The organism is Pseudomonas sp. GW456-L13 (assembly GCF_017350115.1).
Classification (GTDB): domain Bacteria; phylum Pseudomonadota; class Gammaproteobacteria; order Pseudomonadales; family Pseudomonadaceae; genus Aquipseudomonas; species Aquipseudomonas jessenii.
In genome coordinates this window covers 722,210-737,209 of sequence record NZ_JACNAS010000001.1, presented here as the reverse complement: position 1 = coordinate 737,209, position 15,000 = coordinate 722,210, and the positions used below count along the sequence as shown (strand labels likewise).

General features: G+C 61.9%; 14 protein-coding genes and 1 pseudogene. 14 read left to right on the top strand and 1 reads right to left on the bottom strand.

The features are described 5' to 3' along the window. Positions 1-3: 3 nt before the first annotated feature. From J4D25_RS03195 to J4D25_RS03140, 13 genes and pseudogenes are all read left to right on the top strand, one after another. Positions 4-879 (top strand): ABC transporter substrate-binding protein, encoded by an 876-nt coding sequence (locus tag J4D25_RS03195; RefSeq protein WP_057715197.1) that lies wholly within the window; start codon positions 4-6, stop codon positions 877-879. A gap of 10 nt (positions 880-889) precedes the next feature. Beyond that, positions 890-1,651, top strand: coding sequence for a quinoprotein dehydrogenase-associated SoxYZ-like carrier (locus J4D25_RS03190; protein WP_057715196.1), 762 nt, complete (start codon positions 890-892; stop codon positions 1,649-1,651). Positions 1,652-1,667: 16 nt separating this feature from the next. Continuing rightward, positions 1,668-2,606, top strand: coding sequence for a quinoprotein relay system zinc metallohydrolase 1 (locus J4D25_RS03185; protein WP_057715195.1), 939 nt, complete (start codon positions 1,668-1,670; stop codon positions 2,604-2,606). A gap of 277 nt (positions 2,607-2,883) precedes the next feature. Beyond that, entirely contained in the window at positions 2,884-4,659 is a 1,776-nt protein-coding gene (locus J4D25_RS03180) for a PQQ-dependent methanol/ethanol family dehydrogenase (protein ID WP_057715194.1), read from the top strand. 25 nt (positions 4,660-4,684) lie between these two features. After that, positions 4,685-4,774: pseudogene (locus tag J4D25_RS26885) on the top strand (outer membrane lipoprotein carrier protein LolA); the annotation flags it as partial. A gap of 124 nt (positions 4,775-4,898) precedes the next feature. Further along, positions 4,899-6,419 carry an aldehyde dehydrogenase family protein gene (locus tag J4D25_RS03175; RefSeq protein WP_057715193.1) on the top strand — a complete coding sequence of 507 codons (1,521 nt, stop codon included), beginning with the start codon at positions 4,899-4,901 and terminating at the stop codon, positions 6,417-6,419. A 256-nt stretch (positions 6,420-6,675) separates the two neighbouring features. Next, a complete protein-coding gene (gene pqqA / locus J4D25_RS03170) occupies positions 6,676-6,747 on the top strand; it encodes a pyrroloquinoline quinone precursor peptide PqqA (RefSeq protein WP_003253598.1) in 72 nt (23 codons plus the stop codon). Positions 6,748-6,802: 55 nt separating this feature from the next. Then, the gene (pqqB, locus tag J4D25_RS03165; RefSeq protein WP_057715192.1) at positions 6,803-7,717 is read left to right on the top strand and encodes a pyrroloquinoline quinone biosynthesis protein PqqB; all 915 of its coding nucleotides are present in this window, start codon (positions 6,803-6,805) and stop codon (positions 7,715-7,717) included. A gap of 143 nt (positions 7,718-7,860) precedes the next feature. After that, entirely contained in the window at positions 7,861-8,613 is a 753-nt protein-coding gene (gene pqqC, locus J4D25_RS03160; RefSeq protein ID WP_057715191.1) for a pyrroloquinoline-quinone synthase PqqC, read from the top strand. Continuing rightward, on the top strand, positions 8,610-8,882 hold the full coding sequence (pqqD, locus tag J4D25_RS03155) for a pyrroloquinoline quinone biosynthesis peptide chaperone PqqD (RefSeq protein ID WP_057715190.1): 273 nt from the start codon (positions 8,610-8,612) through the stop codon (positions 8,880-8,882). Before pqqC ends, pqqD begins: the two co-directional genes overlap by 4 nt. Beyond that, positions 8,860-10,002 (top strand): pyrroloquinoline quinone biosynthesis protein PqqE, encoded by a 1,143-nt coding sequence (gene pqqE / locus J4D25_RS03150; RefSeq protein ID WP_057715189.1) that lies wholly within the window; start codon positions 8,860-8,862, stop codon positions 10,000-10,002. The genes pqqD and pqqE overlap by 23 nt, the downstream gene beginning before the upstream one ends. Before the next feature lie 220 nt (positions 10,003-10,222). After that, positions 10,223-11,386: an alcohol dehydrogenase-like regulatory protein ErcA gene (ercA, locus tag J4D25_RS03145; protein WP_057715188.1), complete on the top strand. Its 1,164-nt coding sequence runs from the start codon at positions 10,223-10,225 to the stop codon at positions 11,384-11,386. Next, positions 11,370-13,106 carry a NahK/ErcS family hybrid sensor histidine kinase/response regulator gene (locus J4D25_RS03140; RefSeq protein ID WP_057715187.1) on the top strand — a complete coding sequence of 579 codons (1,737 nt, stop codon included), beginning with the start codon at positions 11,370-11,372 and terminating at the stop codon, positions 13,104-13,106. Before ercA ends, J4D25_RS03140 begins: the two co-directional genes overlap by 17 nt. On the opposite strand, the gene J4D25_RS03135 is transcribed toward J4D25_RS03140, so the two are convergent. Continuing rightward, the gene (locus J4D25_RS03135; RefSeq protein ID WP_057715186.1) at positions 13,082-13,972 is read right to left on the bottom strand and encodes an aldose 1-epimerase; all 891 of its coding nucleotides are present in this window, start codon (positions 13,970-13,972) and stop codon (positions 13,082-13,084) included. The genes J4D25_RS03140 and J4D25_RS03135 overlap by 25 nt on opposite strands. Before the next feature lie 393 nt (positions 13,973-14,365). Between J4D25_RS03135 and J4D25_RS03130 the strand changes: the two genes are divergently transcribed. Then, positions 14,366-14,986 carry a TetR/AcrR family transcriptional regulator gene (locus J4D25_RS03130; protein WP_008046717.1) on the top strand — a complete coding sequence of 207 codons (621 nt, stop codon included), beginning with the start codon at positions 14,366-14,368 and terminating at the stop codon, positions 14,984-14,986. Positions 14,987-15,000: the final 14 nt, after the last annotated feature.

Here is a 15,000-nt window from a genome sequence, read left to right as displayed (position 1 = left end):
CCCATGCGCCTGCTCGCGGTGTTGATCAGCGCTCTGTGGCTGTGCTGCCAGGCGGTGCAGGCGCAGGTTCGCAACTACGACGAAATGATCGCCGCCGGGGAGCTGAAGGTGGCGGTCTACAAGGACTTCGCCCCCTACAGTTTCGAAAGCGCTGGAAAGCCCCAGGGAGTCGATGTCGAACTCGCCGAGGCCTTGGCCAAGGCACTCGGTGTGCGCCTGTCGCTGATCTGGGCACCGGCCGGGGAAAAACTCGATGACGACCTGCGCGACTACATCTGGCGTGCCAGTGCCTTGCACAACCAGCAACTGGCCGACCTGATGATGCGCGTGCCCTACGACCGTGACTACGCGCAGAAGCGCAACGAGTTCGGCGAACTGGTCAACGGCCAAGTGGTGATGTTCGGTCCGTACCAGAACGAGCAATGGCAGGTGGCCTATGACCGCCGAAGGCTGGATAAGGTCGCCAGCGTCGCGGTGTTCGAGCATCACCCGATTGGTGTCGAAGTCGACAGCGTGCCCTCGTTCTACCTGACCTCGGTGTTCAACGGCATGCTCGCTGGCAAGACCCATCACTATTCGGGCGTACCCCAGGCGTTTGCCGCGATGAAGGCCGGTGAGGTCGACGCGGTGATGGCCATGCGCGGCGAAATCGACTGGCAAGTGCACGAAGCGGCCGACCCACAGGTGGCGCTGGCAGAAAATGCCTACCCGAACATGGGCAAGCAGCTATGGGAAATCGGCATGGCGGTGCACGAAAGCAACCGTCAACTGGCCTATGCCGTGGAAGAGGCGTTGGAAGCGCTGATCCGCGACGGTTCGGTGAAGACCATCTACGGCCATTACGGCCTGCGTTACGACGTGCCCGAGATGTATCAATAAGGAGCAGGCGATGAAATGGCGAGGGAGTTGTCTGTTGGCCTGCTGGTTGAGCCTGGCGGCACAGGCTGGCGCTATCGATCCCGGCAAGGATCCGGTGCCATCGGTGATGTGGGCCTTCTATCATCAGCAGTTTCTGGGCAATGCGCCGTTCGTTTTCGATGAGCGGGTCAAGCTGCTGGCGCCGCCGTTTGCCGAAGATGCCCGGCAGGTGCCGCTGGAAATCGATGCCCGGGCGTTCAATGGCGAGGTGGTGAAAATCCTCGCCTGGGCAGAGCTGAATCCGTTACCGAAAATCGTCGACTTCCAGCCGCTGAATTCGGTTTTGCCGTGGCTGTCTTTGCGCATTCGCATCGAACAGGCGACGCCCTTGCGCGCGGCGGTGTTGACCCGCGACGGCGTGTGGCATGTCGGCTCGACCCTGATTGACGCCGCGGGTGGCGGTTGCACCGCGCCGAGCGTGGTGCGGACTCAACCGGGCTGGGAGGAGCGCATCGGCGAAGTGCTCGGTGGTCGTTATCCCCGGGACGGGTTCAGCCGTTTGCGTATGCAGGTGGCCCATCCCATGGACAACGGCATGGTCAGCGGCATTCCGGAATTCTTCATCAACCATGCCGAACTGCGCGACCGCAGCGACCAGGTGCTGGCCCGGCTGGAGCTGTTCCCCGCGGTCAGCGAAAACCCCAACCTGGCCTTCGACATCGAAGGGGCAGGGCAAACGCGCCTGCTGCTACGGGACAACAGCGGCAATGAGTTCGATGCGTCGATCCCCTGACCCTAAGGAGCGTGGCATGCGCTGGATCCTGTTGATGGTGTTAAGCGTCAGTCTGCCGGCCCTGGCCGATCTCGAGTACTCGCTCAAGCCCCGGCGGATCGCCCAGGACACCTGGTTACTGGAAGGCAGCACCGATAATTTCGCCAAGGCCAACGGCGGCAACATCGTCAACACCGCGTTTATCGTCACTGAGCGCGGTGTGGTGGTGATCGACACCGGGCCGTCCAGGCGTTACGGCGAAGCGATGCGCAAGGCCATTGCCGCCACCACCGACAAGCCGGTGATCGAGGTCTTGCTGACTCATCACCACCCGGACCATGTGCTGGGTAATCAAGCCTTCACCGACGTGCCAATCGGCGCCTTGGCCGGCACCAGCGAGCTGTTGCACCAGCAAGGCGATGCCATGGCGGAGAATATGTACCGGATGGTCGGCGACTGGATGCGTGGCACCGAAGTGGTGCTGCCCACCCAGGCGCTGACACCCGGCGTGAAAAGTTTTGGGAATCACGATCTGCGCTTGCTGAGCCTGGGTGGGCATACGGGCGCGGATCTGGCTATTCTCGACCAGCAAACCGGTGTGCTGTTTGCCGGGGACCTGGTGTTTTATCAGCGGGCGCTGACAACGCCCAACAGTCCCGGGCTGTCGGTGTGGCTGGCGGATATCGCGACCCTGCAAGGCTTGCCCTGGACACAGGTCGTACCGGGCCATGGGCCGGTGTCGAGCGATCCACAACCCTTCGAGCAGATGCGCGATTACCTGACCTGGCTCGATCAGCTCATGCGCGACGGCGCGGCCAATGGCAGTGATATGGCCGAGATGATCCGCAGCCCCATCCCCGAACGCTTCGCCGGGATCAACCTGAACCGTTATGAACTGATCCGCAGCGTCAGTCATCTGTACCCGCGTTACGAGCGAGGGCAGATGAGCCGGGTGGATTCTGCCGCGCAAAAGTGAGCAAACACAGCCCCCCCTGTGGGAGCGAGCTTGCTCGCGATGAGGTCCTGACAGTCAACATTGATGTCGGCTGATACGACGCCATCGCGAGCAAGCTCGCTCCCACAGGGGATCTATGTCTGGCACAAAGTTCGCGGCTCATCTCCTCCGACCCTGTACCAAGGAACTAGCAATCTCCTCATTGCGGGCAATTGTTGCCAGGGCAGCGGCGCCCAAGAATCTGCACCAGACCGGGAAAATTTTCCGGACATAACAAAAATCCGCAGAGGAAGCCGTCATGACCCAACCCGCACGTCGCCAGTCCTTCGTCTTGAGCCTGCTGCTCAGTGCCATGCTGTTGTCCGGCCAGGCATTGGCCGGGGTTTCCGACCAGGACATTCTCCAGGACCCGAAGAACCCGGAACAGGTCGTGACCAACGGCCTCGGCGTTCAAGGGCAGCGCTACAGCCCGCTGGATATTCTCAACGTCGACAACGTCAAGGAGTTGCGCCCGGCGTGGGCGTTTTCCTTCGGCGGTGAAAAACAGCGTGGCCAGCAAGCGCAGCCGATGGTCAAGGACGGCGTGATGTATATGACCGGTTCCTACTCCCGGGTATTCGCCGTGGATGCGCGCACCGGCAAGAAACTCTGGCAATACGATGCGCGCCTGCCCGATGACATCCGCCCTTGCTGCGACGTGATCAACCGTGGCGTCGCGCTGTATGGCGACCTGGTGATTTTCGGCACCCTCGACGCCAAGCTTGTGGCGCTGAACAAGGACACCGGCAAGGTGGTGTGGAGCAAGAAAGTCGCCGACCACAAGGAAGGCTACTCGATCAGCGCAGCGCCGCTGGTGATCAACGGCAAGCTGATTACCGGCGTGGCCGGTGGCGAGTTTGGCGTGGTGGGCAAGATCGAGGCCTACGACCCGAAAAACGGTGATCTGCTGTGGACCCGGCCAACGGTCGAAGGCCATATGGGCTACGTCTACAAGGACGGCAAAGCGGTGGAAAACGGCATCTCCGGCGGCGAGGCGGGCAAGACCTGGCCGGGCGATCTGTGGAAAACCGGTGGCGCCGCGCCTTGGCTTGGTGGCTATTACGACCCTGAAACCAACCTGCTGTTGTTCGGTACCGGCAACCCGGCACCGTGGAACTCGCACCTGCGCCCTGGCGACAACCTCTACTCCTCGTCGCGCCTGGCGCTCAACCCGGACGACGGCACCATCAAGTGGCACTTCCAGAGCACGCCCCACGATGGTTGGGACTACGACGGCGTGAACGAGCTGGTGTCCTTCAACTACAGCGAAGGGGGCAAGGAGATCAAGGCGGCGGCCACTGCCGACCGTAACGGTTTCTTCTACGTGCTGGACCGCACCAACGGCAAATTCATCCGTGGTTTCCCGTTCGTGGACAAGATCACCTGGGCCACCGGCCTGGATAAGAACGGCCGGCCGATCTACAACGAAGCCAGCCGTCCCGGTGCCCCGGGTTCCGAAGCCAAGGGCAGCTCGGTCTTCGTAGCGCCGGCGTTCCTCGGCGCGAAAAACTGGATGCCGATGGCCTACAACAAAGACACCGGGCTGTTCTATGTGCCGTCCAACGAATGGGGCATGGACATCTGGAACGAAGGCATCGCCTACAAGAAAGGCGCGGCGTTCCTCGGCGCCGGCTTCACCATCAAGCCGTTGAACGAAGACTACATCGGCGTGCTGCGGGCCATCGATCCGAAAACCGGCAAGGAAGTCTGGCGCCACAAGAACTACGCGCCGCTGTGGGGCGGGGTGCTGACCACCAAGGGCAACCTGGTGTTCACCGGCACGCCTGAAGGCTTCCTGCAGGCCTTCAACGCCAAGACCGGCGAAAAGGTCTGGGAATTCCAGACCGGCTCTGGCGTGCTCGGCTCGCCCGTGACCTGGGAAATGGACGGCGAACAGTACGTCTCGGTGCTCTCCGGCTGGGGCGGCGCGGTACCGCTGTGGGGCGGCGAAGTGGCCAAGCGGGTGAAGGACTTCAACCAGGGTGGCATGCTCTGGACCTTCAAGCTGCCCAAGGACCTCGTCGCCAAGCATTAAACCTGTAGGAGCGAGCCTGCTCGCGATGGTCGTCAACGATAACGCTGGAAGCCTGACACCCCACTGCGTTCTCGGGTTCATCGCGAGCAAGCTCGCTCCCACAGTGTTTTGTGTGAAACCTACGACCAAATAACGAGAGCCCCTCCTGCCAACGATGCATTCGTCTGGCGCGCGGGGCTCTCTAGTATCGGCGTATCGCCTGTCAGTACGACAGGCATCGACCCAGACAGAGGCCCACCATGATCTACGCACAACCCGGAACCCCAGGCGCCGTCATTACCTTCAAGCCGCGCTACGGCAACTTCATCGGTGGCGAGTTCGTTGCCCCGATCAATGGCGAGTACTTCACCAACACATCGCCGGTCAACGGTGAAGTGATCGCCGAATTCCCGCGCTCCAGCGCCGCCGACATCGACAAGGCCCTAGACGCCGCCCATGCCGCTGCCGACGCCTGGGGCAAGACCTCGGCCCAGGACCGCTCCCTGGTGCTGCTGAAAATCGCCGACCGCATCGAGCAGAACCTTGAGGTCCTGGCCGTCACCGAAACCTGGGACAACGGCAAGGCCGTGCGCGAAACCCTGAACGCCGACGTGCCGCTGGCGGCCGACCACTTCCGTTACTTCGCTGGCTGCATCCGCGCCCAGGAAGGCGGGGCTGCCGAGATCAATGAGCTGACCACGGCCTATCACTTCCATGAGCCCCTGGGCGTGGTCGGGCAGATCATTCCGTGGAACTTCCCGCTGCTGATGGCCGCCTGGAAACTCGCCCCGGCCCTGGCCGCCGGCAACTGCATCGTGCTCAAGCCTGCCGAACAAACGCCGCTGTCGATCATGGTCTTCGCCGAGCTGATCGCCGACCTGCTGCCGGCGGGTGTGTTGAACATCGTTCAGGGCTTCGGTCGCGAAGCCGGCGAGGCCCTGGCCACCAGCAAGCGCATCGCCAAGATCGCCTTCACCGGCTCGACCCCGGTGGGCGCGCACATCATGCATTGCGCCGCCGAGAACATCATCCCGAGCACCGTCGAACTGGGCGGCAAGTCGCCGAACATCTTCTTCGAAGACATCATGAACGCTGAACCGGCGTTCATCGAAAAAGCCGCCGAAGGCCTGGTGCTGGCGTTCTTCAACCAGGGCGAAGTCTGCACCTGCCCGTCTCGGGCACTGGTCCAGGAGTCGATCTACGAGCCGTTCATGGCCGAGGTGATGAAGAAGATCGTCAAGATCAAGCGCGGCAATCCGCTGGACACCGAGACCATGGTCGGCGCCCAGGCGTCCGAGCAGCAGTACGACAAGATTCTCTCGTACCTGACCATTGCCCAGGAGGAGGGCGCCGAGCTGCTCACCGGTGGCGCGGCCGAACGTCTGGAGGGTGACCTGTCCAGCGGCTATTACATCCAGCCGACCCTGCTCAAGGGGCACAACAAGATGCGCGTGTTCCAGGAAGAAATCTTCGGCCCGGTGGTGGGTGTCACCACCTTCAAGGACGAAGCCGAAGCGCTGGCGATTGCCAACGACAGCGAGTTCGGCCTCGGCGCCGGCCTGTGGACTCGCGACATCAACCGGGCCTACCGCATGGGCCGGGCGATCAAGGCCGGGCGCGTATGGACCAACTGCTACCACCTGTACCCGGCGCACGCGGCGTTTGGTGGCTACAAGAAGTCCGGCGTTGGTCGCGAAAACCACAAGATGATGCTCGACCACTATCAGCAGACCAAAAACCTGCTGGTGAGCTACGACATCAATCCGCTGGGGTTCTTCTAACCTCGCAAGAACACTGAAAAACCTGTGGGAGCGAGCTTGCTCGCGATGAGGTCGGCACATTCAACATCTCGGTTGACTGTTGCTCCGTCATCGCGAGCAAGCTCGCTCCCACATGGGTTTTGTGTTGCCAATGACTGCGCAACACCCCCTACCAAATCACCCCCAAAACTCCTTCGAAAGTAGCATTCGGGCACTCGGCGCCCCGTGCATTAATGGCTCTACCGGAATCACCCGGGCACAAGAAGAGGAATGACCCATGTGGACTAAACCCGCGTTTACCGATCTGCGCATTGGCTTCGAAGTGACGATGTATTTCGCCAACCGTTGATTGATCACCCGGCCAGCCGATGCGTTGGCCGGGCCTGCCTTCTGGAGCATCCGCCATGCACATCCGCGTTCTCGGTTCCGCCGCTGGCGGTGGTTTCCCGCAGTGGAACTGCAACTGCCGCCAGTGCGCCGGTGTGCGCAATGGCAGCTTGCGGGCCCAGCGCCGTACACAGTCGTCGATTGCCCTGAGTGACGACGGTGTGGAGTGGGTGCTGTGCAATGCTTCACCGGACATTCGCGCGCAACTCGAGGGTTTTGCGCCGCTGCAACCGGCGCGCCGATTGCGTGACACTGCCATCGCCGGCGTCGTGCTGCTGGACAGCCAGATCGATCATTGCACCGGTTTGCTCAGCCTGCGCGAAGGCTGTCCGCATGACGTTTGGTGCACCTCGCGTGTGCATCAGGACCTGAGCAGCGGTTTCCCGCTGTTCACCATGCTTGAGCACTGGAATGGCGGATTGCAATGGCAACCGGTCGGCCTCGATCGCCAGCCGTTCGGCATCCCGGCCTGCGAGCATTTGCAATTTCGCGCGATTCCCCTGGTGAGCAACGCGCCGCCGTATTCACCCAATCGCGGCAACCCGCAACCGGGCGACACCATTGGCCTGTTCATAGAAGACCTGCGCAGCGGTGCCTCGCTGTTCTATGCGCCTGGCCTTGGTCGAATCGACGATGAAGTGCTGGGCTGGATGCAGCGTGCCGATTGCCTGCTGCTGGACGGCACCCTGTGGCGCGACGACGAGATGCGTATCTGCGAAGTCGGCCAGAGCCTGGGCAGCGAAATGGGGCACCTCCCACAAAGCGGCCCCGGCGGGATGCTTGAAGTGCTGGAGGGTTTCAACCGCCAGCGCAAGGTGCTGATCCACATCAACAACACCAATCCCATTCTCGATGAAGACTCGGCCGAGCGGGCTTTGCTGGAGCGGCGGGGGATCGAAGTGGCTTATGACGGCATGAGTATTGAGCTGTAGCCAAAGGCCCTATCGCGAGCAGGCTCGCTCCCACAATGGATTTCTGCAGTACATGAAATTTGTGTTCCCACCGAACACCTGTGGGAGCGAGCTTGCTCGCGATAGGGCCAGCGCAGGCACCGCAAAAATTCCCGGAGAACAAAATGACTGACACCCCCATGTCCCCCACAGAATTCGAAGCCGCCCTGCGCGCCAAGGGCGCCTATTACCATATCCACCATCCCTTCCACCAAGCGATGTACGCCGGACGCGCCAGCCGCGAGCAGATCCAGGGCTGGGTCGCCAATCGCTTCTATTACCAGGTCAACATCCCCCTGAAAGACGCTGCCATCCTGGCCAACTGCCCGGACCGCGACGTGCGCCGGGAGTGGCTGCAACGGATTCTCGACCACGACGGCGTCCCCGGCAGCGAGGGCGGAATCGAAGCCTGGCTGCGCCTGGGCGAAGCCGTGGGCCTGGATCGCGAGCAGATTTTGTCCCAGGAACTGGTGCTGCCCGGGGTGCGATTTGCGGTGGACGCCTACGTCAATTTCGCCCGTCGCGCCTGCTGGCAGGAAGCGGCCAGCAGTTCGCTGACCGAACTCTTTGCCCCACAGATCCATCAGTCGCGACTCGACGCCTGGCCGACCCATTACCCGTGGATCGACGTCGCCGGCTACGACTATTTCCGCACGCGCCTGAGTCAGGCGCGGCGCGATGTCGAGCATGGCTTGCGCATTACCCTGGCGCACTACGTGACGGCCGAGGGGCAACAACGCATGCTGGAGATCCTGCAATTCAAGCTCGATGTGCTGTGGAGCATGCTCGATGCCATGAGCATGGCCTACGAACTTGCACGCCCGCCTTATCACACGGTCACCGGCGACAACGTCTGGCACCGGGGGATCGCCCTGTGAGCCTGATCAATCGCCAGCAGTCACCGGCCTTGCGCCGTGGTTTTCGTCTGCAATGGGAGCCCCGTCAGGATTGCCACGTGCTGCTGTACCCCGAAGGCATGATCAAGCTCAACAGCAGCGCCGGGCAGATTCTCGACCTGGTGGATGGCCAGCGCAGCGTGGCGGCGATTATTGATCGATTGAGCGCGAATTTCCCTGGCGTACCCGGGATCGACGAAGACGTGTTGGCGTTTCTGGAGGTGGCCCATGCGCAATTCTGGATCGAATGAGACGCTGCCCGGACCGCCGTTGTGGCTGCTCGCCGAGTTGACCTACCGCTGTCCGTTGCAATGCCCGTATTGCTCCAATCCGTTGGATTTTGCCCGGCACGGTGAGGAACTGAGCACGGAAGAATGGATCCGCGTATTCCGCGAAGCGCGGGACATGGGCGCCGCGCAATTGGGCTTTTCCGGTGGCGAGCCGCTGGTACGTCAGGACCTCGCCGAGTTGATCAAGGCCGCGCGAGACATGGGTTACTACACCAATTTGATCACTTCGGGCATCGGCTTGACCGAGCAGAAGGTGCGCGACTTCAAGGTGGCCGGGCTGGACCATATCCAGATCAGCTTCCAGGCCGCCGACGAAGCGGTGAACAACATGCTGGCCGGCTCGCGCAAGGCCTTTGCCCAGAAACTCGCCATGGCCCGTGCGGTGAAAGCCCAGGGCTATCCGATGGTGCTGAACTTCGTCACCCATCGGCACAACATCGACCGGATCGCGCAGATCATCGAGTTGTGCCTGGAGCTGGAAGCGGATTTCGTCGAATTGGCCACGTGCCAGTTCTATGGCTGGGCTGAACTCAACCGCGTCGGCCTGTTGCCCACACGGGAGCAATTGCAGCGCGCCGAGCGCATCACCAACGAGTATCGCCAGCGGCTTGAAACTCAGGGCCACCCGTGCAAGTTGATCTTCGTCACCCCGGACTACTACGAGGAACGCCCCAAGACCTGCATGAACGGCTGGGCCAACCTGTTTCTCGACATCACCCCCGACGGCACGGCCTTGCCTTGCCACAGCGCCCGGCAGTTGCCGGTAGCGTTTCCCAACGTGCGCGAGCACAGCCTCTCGCACATCTGGAACGACTCGTTCGGCTTCAATCGTTTTCGCGGTGATGAGTGGATGAAGGAGCCGTGCCGCTCCTGCGATGAAAAGCACAAGGACCTGGGCGGGTGCCGCTGCCAGGCTTTCATGCTGACTGGCGATGCCAGCAATGCCGACCCGGTGTGCAGCAAGTCGCCGCACCACGGCGTGATCCTCAAGGCCCGCGAAGAAGCCGAGGTGCCAGGGATGGGGATCGAACACCTGACGCTGCGCAATGCGAAGACTTCGCAGCTGATCTATCGCGGTTAGTCTGGCGACATAAATCCCCTGTGGGAGCGAGCTTGCTCGCGATGAGGTCGGCGCAATCAACATTGATGTCGACTGTGATGCAGCTATCGCGAGCAAGCTCGCTCCCACAGGGGGCTGCGGCGTTCGCAGAATAGGGCGGATGACCTTGGTCTGATTGCATTCGCAGCTGGATGGTTTAGTGTGGTTTCTACCTTCCAAAACAATAAAAACAGGCTTTCCAATGAGCCAGAGTCTCAACCAGCTGCGCAAGTTCGTGTCCCCTGAAATCATTTTCGGTGCCGGTAGCCGGCACAGTGTCGGCAATTACGCCAAGACCTTTGGCGCACGCAAGGTGCTGGTGGTCAGCGATCCCGGCGTGATCGCCGCCGGCTGGGTCGCCGATGTCGAGGCCAGCCTGCAAGCGCTGGGCATCGAATACTGCCTGTACAGCGATGTCTCGCCCAACCCACGGGTCGAGGAGGTGATGCTCGGTGCCGAGATGTACCGGGAAAACCACTGCGACGTGATCGTCGCCGTCGGTGGTGGCAGCCCGATGGACTGCGGCAAAGGCATCGGCATCGTCGTCGCCCATGGCCGCAGCATTCTCGATTTCGAGGGCGTGGACACCATCCGCGTGCCCAGCCCGCCGCTGATCCTGATTCCGACCACCGCCGGCACCTCGGCCGATGTCTCGCAATTCGTGATCATTTCCAATCAGCAGGAGCGCATGAAGTTCTCCATCGTCAGCAAGGCCGTGGTGCCGGACGTTTCGCTGATCGACCCGGAAACCACCCTGAGCATGGACCCGTTCCTGTCGGCCTGTACCGGCATCGACGCGTTGGTGCATGCCATCGAAGCCTTCGTGTCCACCGGCCACGGGCCGTTGACCGATCCCCATGCGCTGGAGGCGATGCGCCTGATCAATGGCAATCTGGTGCAAATGATCGCCAACCCGACCGACATCGCCCTGCGCGAGAAGATCATGCTCGGCAGCATGCAGGCCGGGCTGGCGTTTTCCAACGCCATCCTGGGCGCCGTGCATGCCATGTCCCACAGCCTCGGCGGCTTTCTGGACCTGCCCCACGGCCTGTGCAACGCGGTGCTCGTCGAGCATGTGGTGGCCTTCAATTACAACTCGGCACCGGAGCGCTTCAAGGTGATCGCCGAGACCTTCGGCATCGACTGCCGAGGCCTGAATCACCGGCAGATCTGTGGGCGCCTGGTCGAACACCTGATCGCCCTCAAGCACGCCATCGGCTTTCACGAAACCCTCGGTTTGCATGGCGTCAGGACCTCGGATATTCCGTTCCTGTCGCAGCATGCGATGCACGATCCGTGCATCCTGACCAACCCGCGCGAATCCAGCCAGCGTGATGTCGAGGTCGTCTATGGCGAAGCCCTCTGACGAGCAACAACGCGCCCTGGCCGGGCTGCTGGGGCTGGGCAGCCATTCGGCGCGCAAGAGTCATTACCCGGAACTGGCCGCGCGCCTGGATGATCTGGAAGCCGAGCGTAACCGCTACAAGTGGCTGTTCGAAAACGCGGTGCACGGTATCTTCCAGGCCAGCCTGCACGATGGCATGCGTGCCGCCAACCCGGCGCTGGCACGCATGCTTGGCTATCAGGACCCGCAGGAGGTGCTGTTCTCCCTGACCGACCTGGCCGGCGCCCTGTTTGTCGACGGCGCGCAGGAGCTGGAAAACATCGGCGAGATCCTCAGGCACCAGCGCAGCCTGCACGGCTATGAAACCCGCTTGCGCCGAAAGGACGGCAGCCATCTCGATGTGTTGATGAACCTGCTGCTCAAACCTGGCCAGGAAGGGCTGGTGGAGGGGTTCGTTTCCGATATCACCGAGCGCAAACAGGCCCAGCAACGCCTGCAGCAACTCAATGACGAACTGGAGCTGCGCGTCGTCGCGCGCACCAATGAACTGCTCGAAGCCAACCGTAACCTTCAGCAGCAGATCACCCAGCGTAAACAGATCGCCAAGGCCTTGCGCGATGCCCGCGATGCCGCCGAGGCCGCCAATCACAGCAAGGACAAATACCTCGCCGCCGCCAGCCACGACCTGCTGCAACCGCTGAACGCCGCGCGGTTGCTGGTTTCGACCTTGCGCGAACGCCAATTGCCGGAAGCCGAACAGGTGCTGGTGGAGCGCACTCACCAGGCCCTGGAAGGGGCCGAAGACCTATTGACGGATCTGCTCGACATTTCCCGGCTCGATCAGGCCGCGGTCAAGCCGGACATCGCGTCGTACCGCCTCGACGAACTGCTTGGGCCGCTGGTGTCGGAGTTCCAGTCCGTCGCCCAGGCGGCCGGCTTGAACCTGCGGGTGCGCATGGCCGATTACGCCATCAGCACCGACTTGCGCCTGATGACGCGGATCCTGCGCAACTTTCTCAGCAATGCCTGCCGCTACACCGATGAAGGCAGCATCCTGCTGGCGGTAAGGCGTCGGGGCGAGATGCTGCGCCTGGAGGTCTGGGACACCGGGCGTGGCATCGCCGCCGACCGGCTCGATTCGATCTTCCTCGAGTTCAACCAACTGGACGTCGGTCGCGCCGCCGACCGCAAGGGCGTGGGCCTGGGGCTGGCGATCGTCGAGCGCATCGCCAAGATCCTTGGCTATAGGATCGGCGTGTACTCGTTGCCGGGGCGGGGTTCGATGTTCAGCATCGAGGTGCCGATATCCGACGAGGTTCCGTTGCCCGTGAGCCAGGCGGTACCACAACCGGGCACCGGCAATCCGCTGCCGGGCCGCCGTCTGCTGGTGATCGACAACGAAGTGAGCATTCTCGAAAGCATGGGCGCGTTGCTCGGGCAGTGGGGCTGCGACGTTCTGGTCGCCACCGATGAAGCGGCCGCACTGGCAGCGTTACGCGGACAGGCGCCGGAGCTGATTCTCGCGGACTATCACCTCGATCACGGGGTGGTCGGCTGTGATGTGGTGCGACATTTGCGCGAGCATTTCCACCAGGACATTCCCGCGGTGATCATTACCGCCGACCGCACCGACCAATGCCGGCGTGCGTTGCAGCGGCTCAACGCACCCTTGCTGAACAAACCGGTGAAGCCCGGCAAGTTGCGAGCGGTGTTGAGTCAACTGTTGGGAACATCTGCCTGAAGCGGCCGATACTGTAGGGTGAAACCCAGTTCGGTGGATTGGCCCTGTTCCAGCAAACGCAACCCCGGCCGACCGGGCAGGTGGTGCGCGTTGACCGGATGGCTCACCGGCTCGATGCAGAAAAACTCCAGGCCCACGGGGCAGTACAGCAGGTAGTAATCGCTGCCGGTGGCCTGGCAGTCGAGCGTGTAACCAAGATCCGCTTGCTCGATCAGGCAGTGACCGTTCCATTCGCAGAAGCCATTGTCCACCAGCGATTCGGGCAATACCTTCAGTTGCTGGAAATCCCACTCGAGCGGCAATGCGCTGAGTTCTGTCGGCAGTTTTTCCCTGTCGCACAACCACACATGCCGGGCGGGTGCCTGTAGTCGGGTGTTCGCGGTGCGCGGCAGATACGGATGCAATCCCAGGCCATGCCACGCAGCGTGCTCGGCCAGGTGTGTGACGTGCAGTTCGATGCTCAGCTTGCCCGCGCTCAAATGGAAACGTTGCCGGGCGCGATAAGCGAAGGGGGTTGTGCCGTCGAGTTGCAGGACCACTTCATTTTTCGACCGGGAAACCGTGTCCCACGCCTGCTGCCAGGCGCTGCCGTGAATCGGCAGGGGATCGGTGAGGCTGTTGGGCGCCAGTGCCAGCCAGCCATCGGGACAATCGAAACCGCCATCGGCGATGCGGTTGGACCAGGGGATCAAGGGAAAGCAGCCGAGTTTGCCGGGCAGGCCGGTGTTCAGGGCATGGGCATCACTGTGGCGCAACAAGGGCTGTCCGGTGCTGCGCACCGTCCAGTTGACGATGCTGCCGCCAAGCTCTGGTGCGAGGGTGAGGCGGGTGAATTCGTCTTCGAGTTCGATCAGTGTTAGCGACATGTTTACCTGCTATGTGATTTTCAAGGCTTGCACCGTTCCCTGTGGCGAGGGGGTTTGCCCCCGTTGGGTCGCGAAGCGGCCCCTACGACTTTCAGGCATATCGAGGAGTTTATATTTACGACTGCTGCGCAGCCTAACGGGGGCAAGCCCCCTCGCCACAAAAGCTCGCTCCCACAAGGGATTGGATTGTCAGCTGGAAATCATCGGAGGCAGCGTGCCGAGCAGGGCCGCGACGGTCAGGGTTTTCTTGAGCAACATCGTGGGTACCTCAGGCAGTTTCCAAGTGCGCAGAGTTTAGCTTTACGACAGTGGCTGCACGAAGTTTCGTTTTCCCCTGTCGCCGCGATCCAGAGCGGATGCTAGTCTTGCTCAACGTTGTTGTCGGGGATCCGCATGGGCAATCACAAGATCGAGATTCGTCGCAGTAACGTCGAAAAAATCCTGCTGGGGGCGGAAAAAGTCTTCGCTGAAAAGGGCTTTGGCAGCACCGCCATGGCCGACATCGCCGCTGAAGTACAACTGCCGCGCTCCAACCTGCACTACTACTTCAGCACCAAGACCGAGTTGTACAGCGCCGTGCTGTTCGACTTGCTGGAAGTCTGGAAGCAGGATGCGCTGTGCTTCGAGATGTTCGATGACCCGCGTGTGGTGCTCAGCAGCTACATCCGCGCCAAGATGAACCATTCCCGCAGCCGGCCCTATGGCTCGAAAGTCTGGGCCAACGAAATCATCCATGGCGCGCCGACCCTCGGCGAAGCGCTGGATGCGAGCCTGTACGACTGGGCCAAGATGAAGGAAGCGAAAATCCGCCAGTGGGTGGACGACAAACGCATCCTGCCGGTGGAGCCCTCGAGCCTGCTGTACATGATCTGGGCCTCGACCCAGCACTACGCCGACTTCGATCACCAGGTGAATATTCTCAACGACCATCAGCCGCTGTCGGACATGCAGTTCGAGAAAGCGGTGCAGACGGTGACCAGTGTGATTTTGCGGGGGATCGGGTTGGAGCCTTGAGATTTGTGCTGCAG

What these genes read in the sequence shown, in the direction of transcription:
- J4D25_RS03195 (WP_057715197.1), top strand. Translation starts at nt 4, where the DNA reads ATGCGCCTGCTCGCGGTGTTGATCAGCGCTCTGTGGCTGTGCTGCCAG.
- J4D25_RS03190 (WP_057715196.1), top strand. Translation starts at nt 890, where the DNA reads ATGAAATGGCGAGGGAGTTGTCTGTTGGCCTGCTGGTTGAGCCTGGCG.
- J4D25_RS03185 (WP_057715195.1), top strand. Translation starts at nt 1,668, where the DNA reads ATGCGCTGGATCCTGTTGATGGTGTTAAGCGTCAGTCTGCCGGCCCTG.
- J4D25_RS03180 (WP_057715194.1), top strand. Translation starts at nt 2,884, where the DNA reads ATGACCCAACCCGCACGTCGCCAGTCCTTCGTCTTGAGCCTGCTGCTC.
- J4D25_RS03175 (WP_057715193.1), top strand. Translation starts at nt 4,899, where the DNA reads ATGATCTACGCACAACCCGGAACCCCAGGCGCCGTCATTACCTTCAAG.
- pqqB (WP_057715192.1), top strand. Translation starts at nt 6,803, where the DNA reads ATGCACATCCGCGTTCTCGGTTCCGCCGCTGGCGGTGGTTTCCCGCAG.
- pqqC (WP_057715191.1), top strand. Translation starts at nt 7,861, where the DNA reads ATGACTGACACCCCCATGTCCCCCACAGAATTCGAAGCCGCCCTGCGC.
- pqqE (WP_057715189.1), top strand. Translation starts at nt 8,860, where the DNA reads ATGCGCAATTCTGGATCGAATGAGACGCTGCCCGGACCGCCGTTGTGG.
- ercA (WP_057715188.1), top strand. Translation starts at nt 10,223, where the DNA reads ATGAGCCAGAGTCTCAACCAGCTGCGCAAGTTCGTGTCCCCTGAAATC.
- J4D25_RS03140 (WP_057715187.1), top strand. Translation starts at nt 11,370, where the DNA reads ATGGCGAAGCCCTCTGACGAGCAACAACGCGCCCTGGCCGGGCTGCTG.
- J4D25_RS03135 (WP_057715186.1), bottom strand. Translation starts at nt 13,972, where the DNA reads ATGTCGCTAACACTGATCGAACTCGAAGACGAATTCACCCGCCTCACC.
- J4D25_RS03130 (WP_008046717.1), top strand. Translation starts at nt 14,366, where the DNA reads ATGGGCAATCACAAGATCGAGATTCGTCGCAGTAACGTCGAAAAAATC.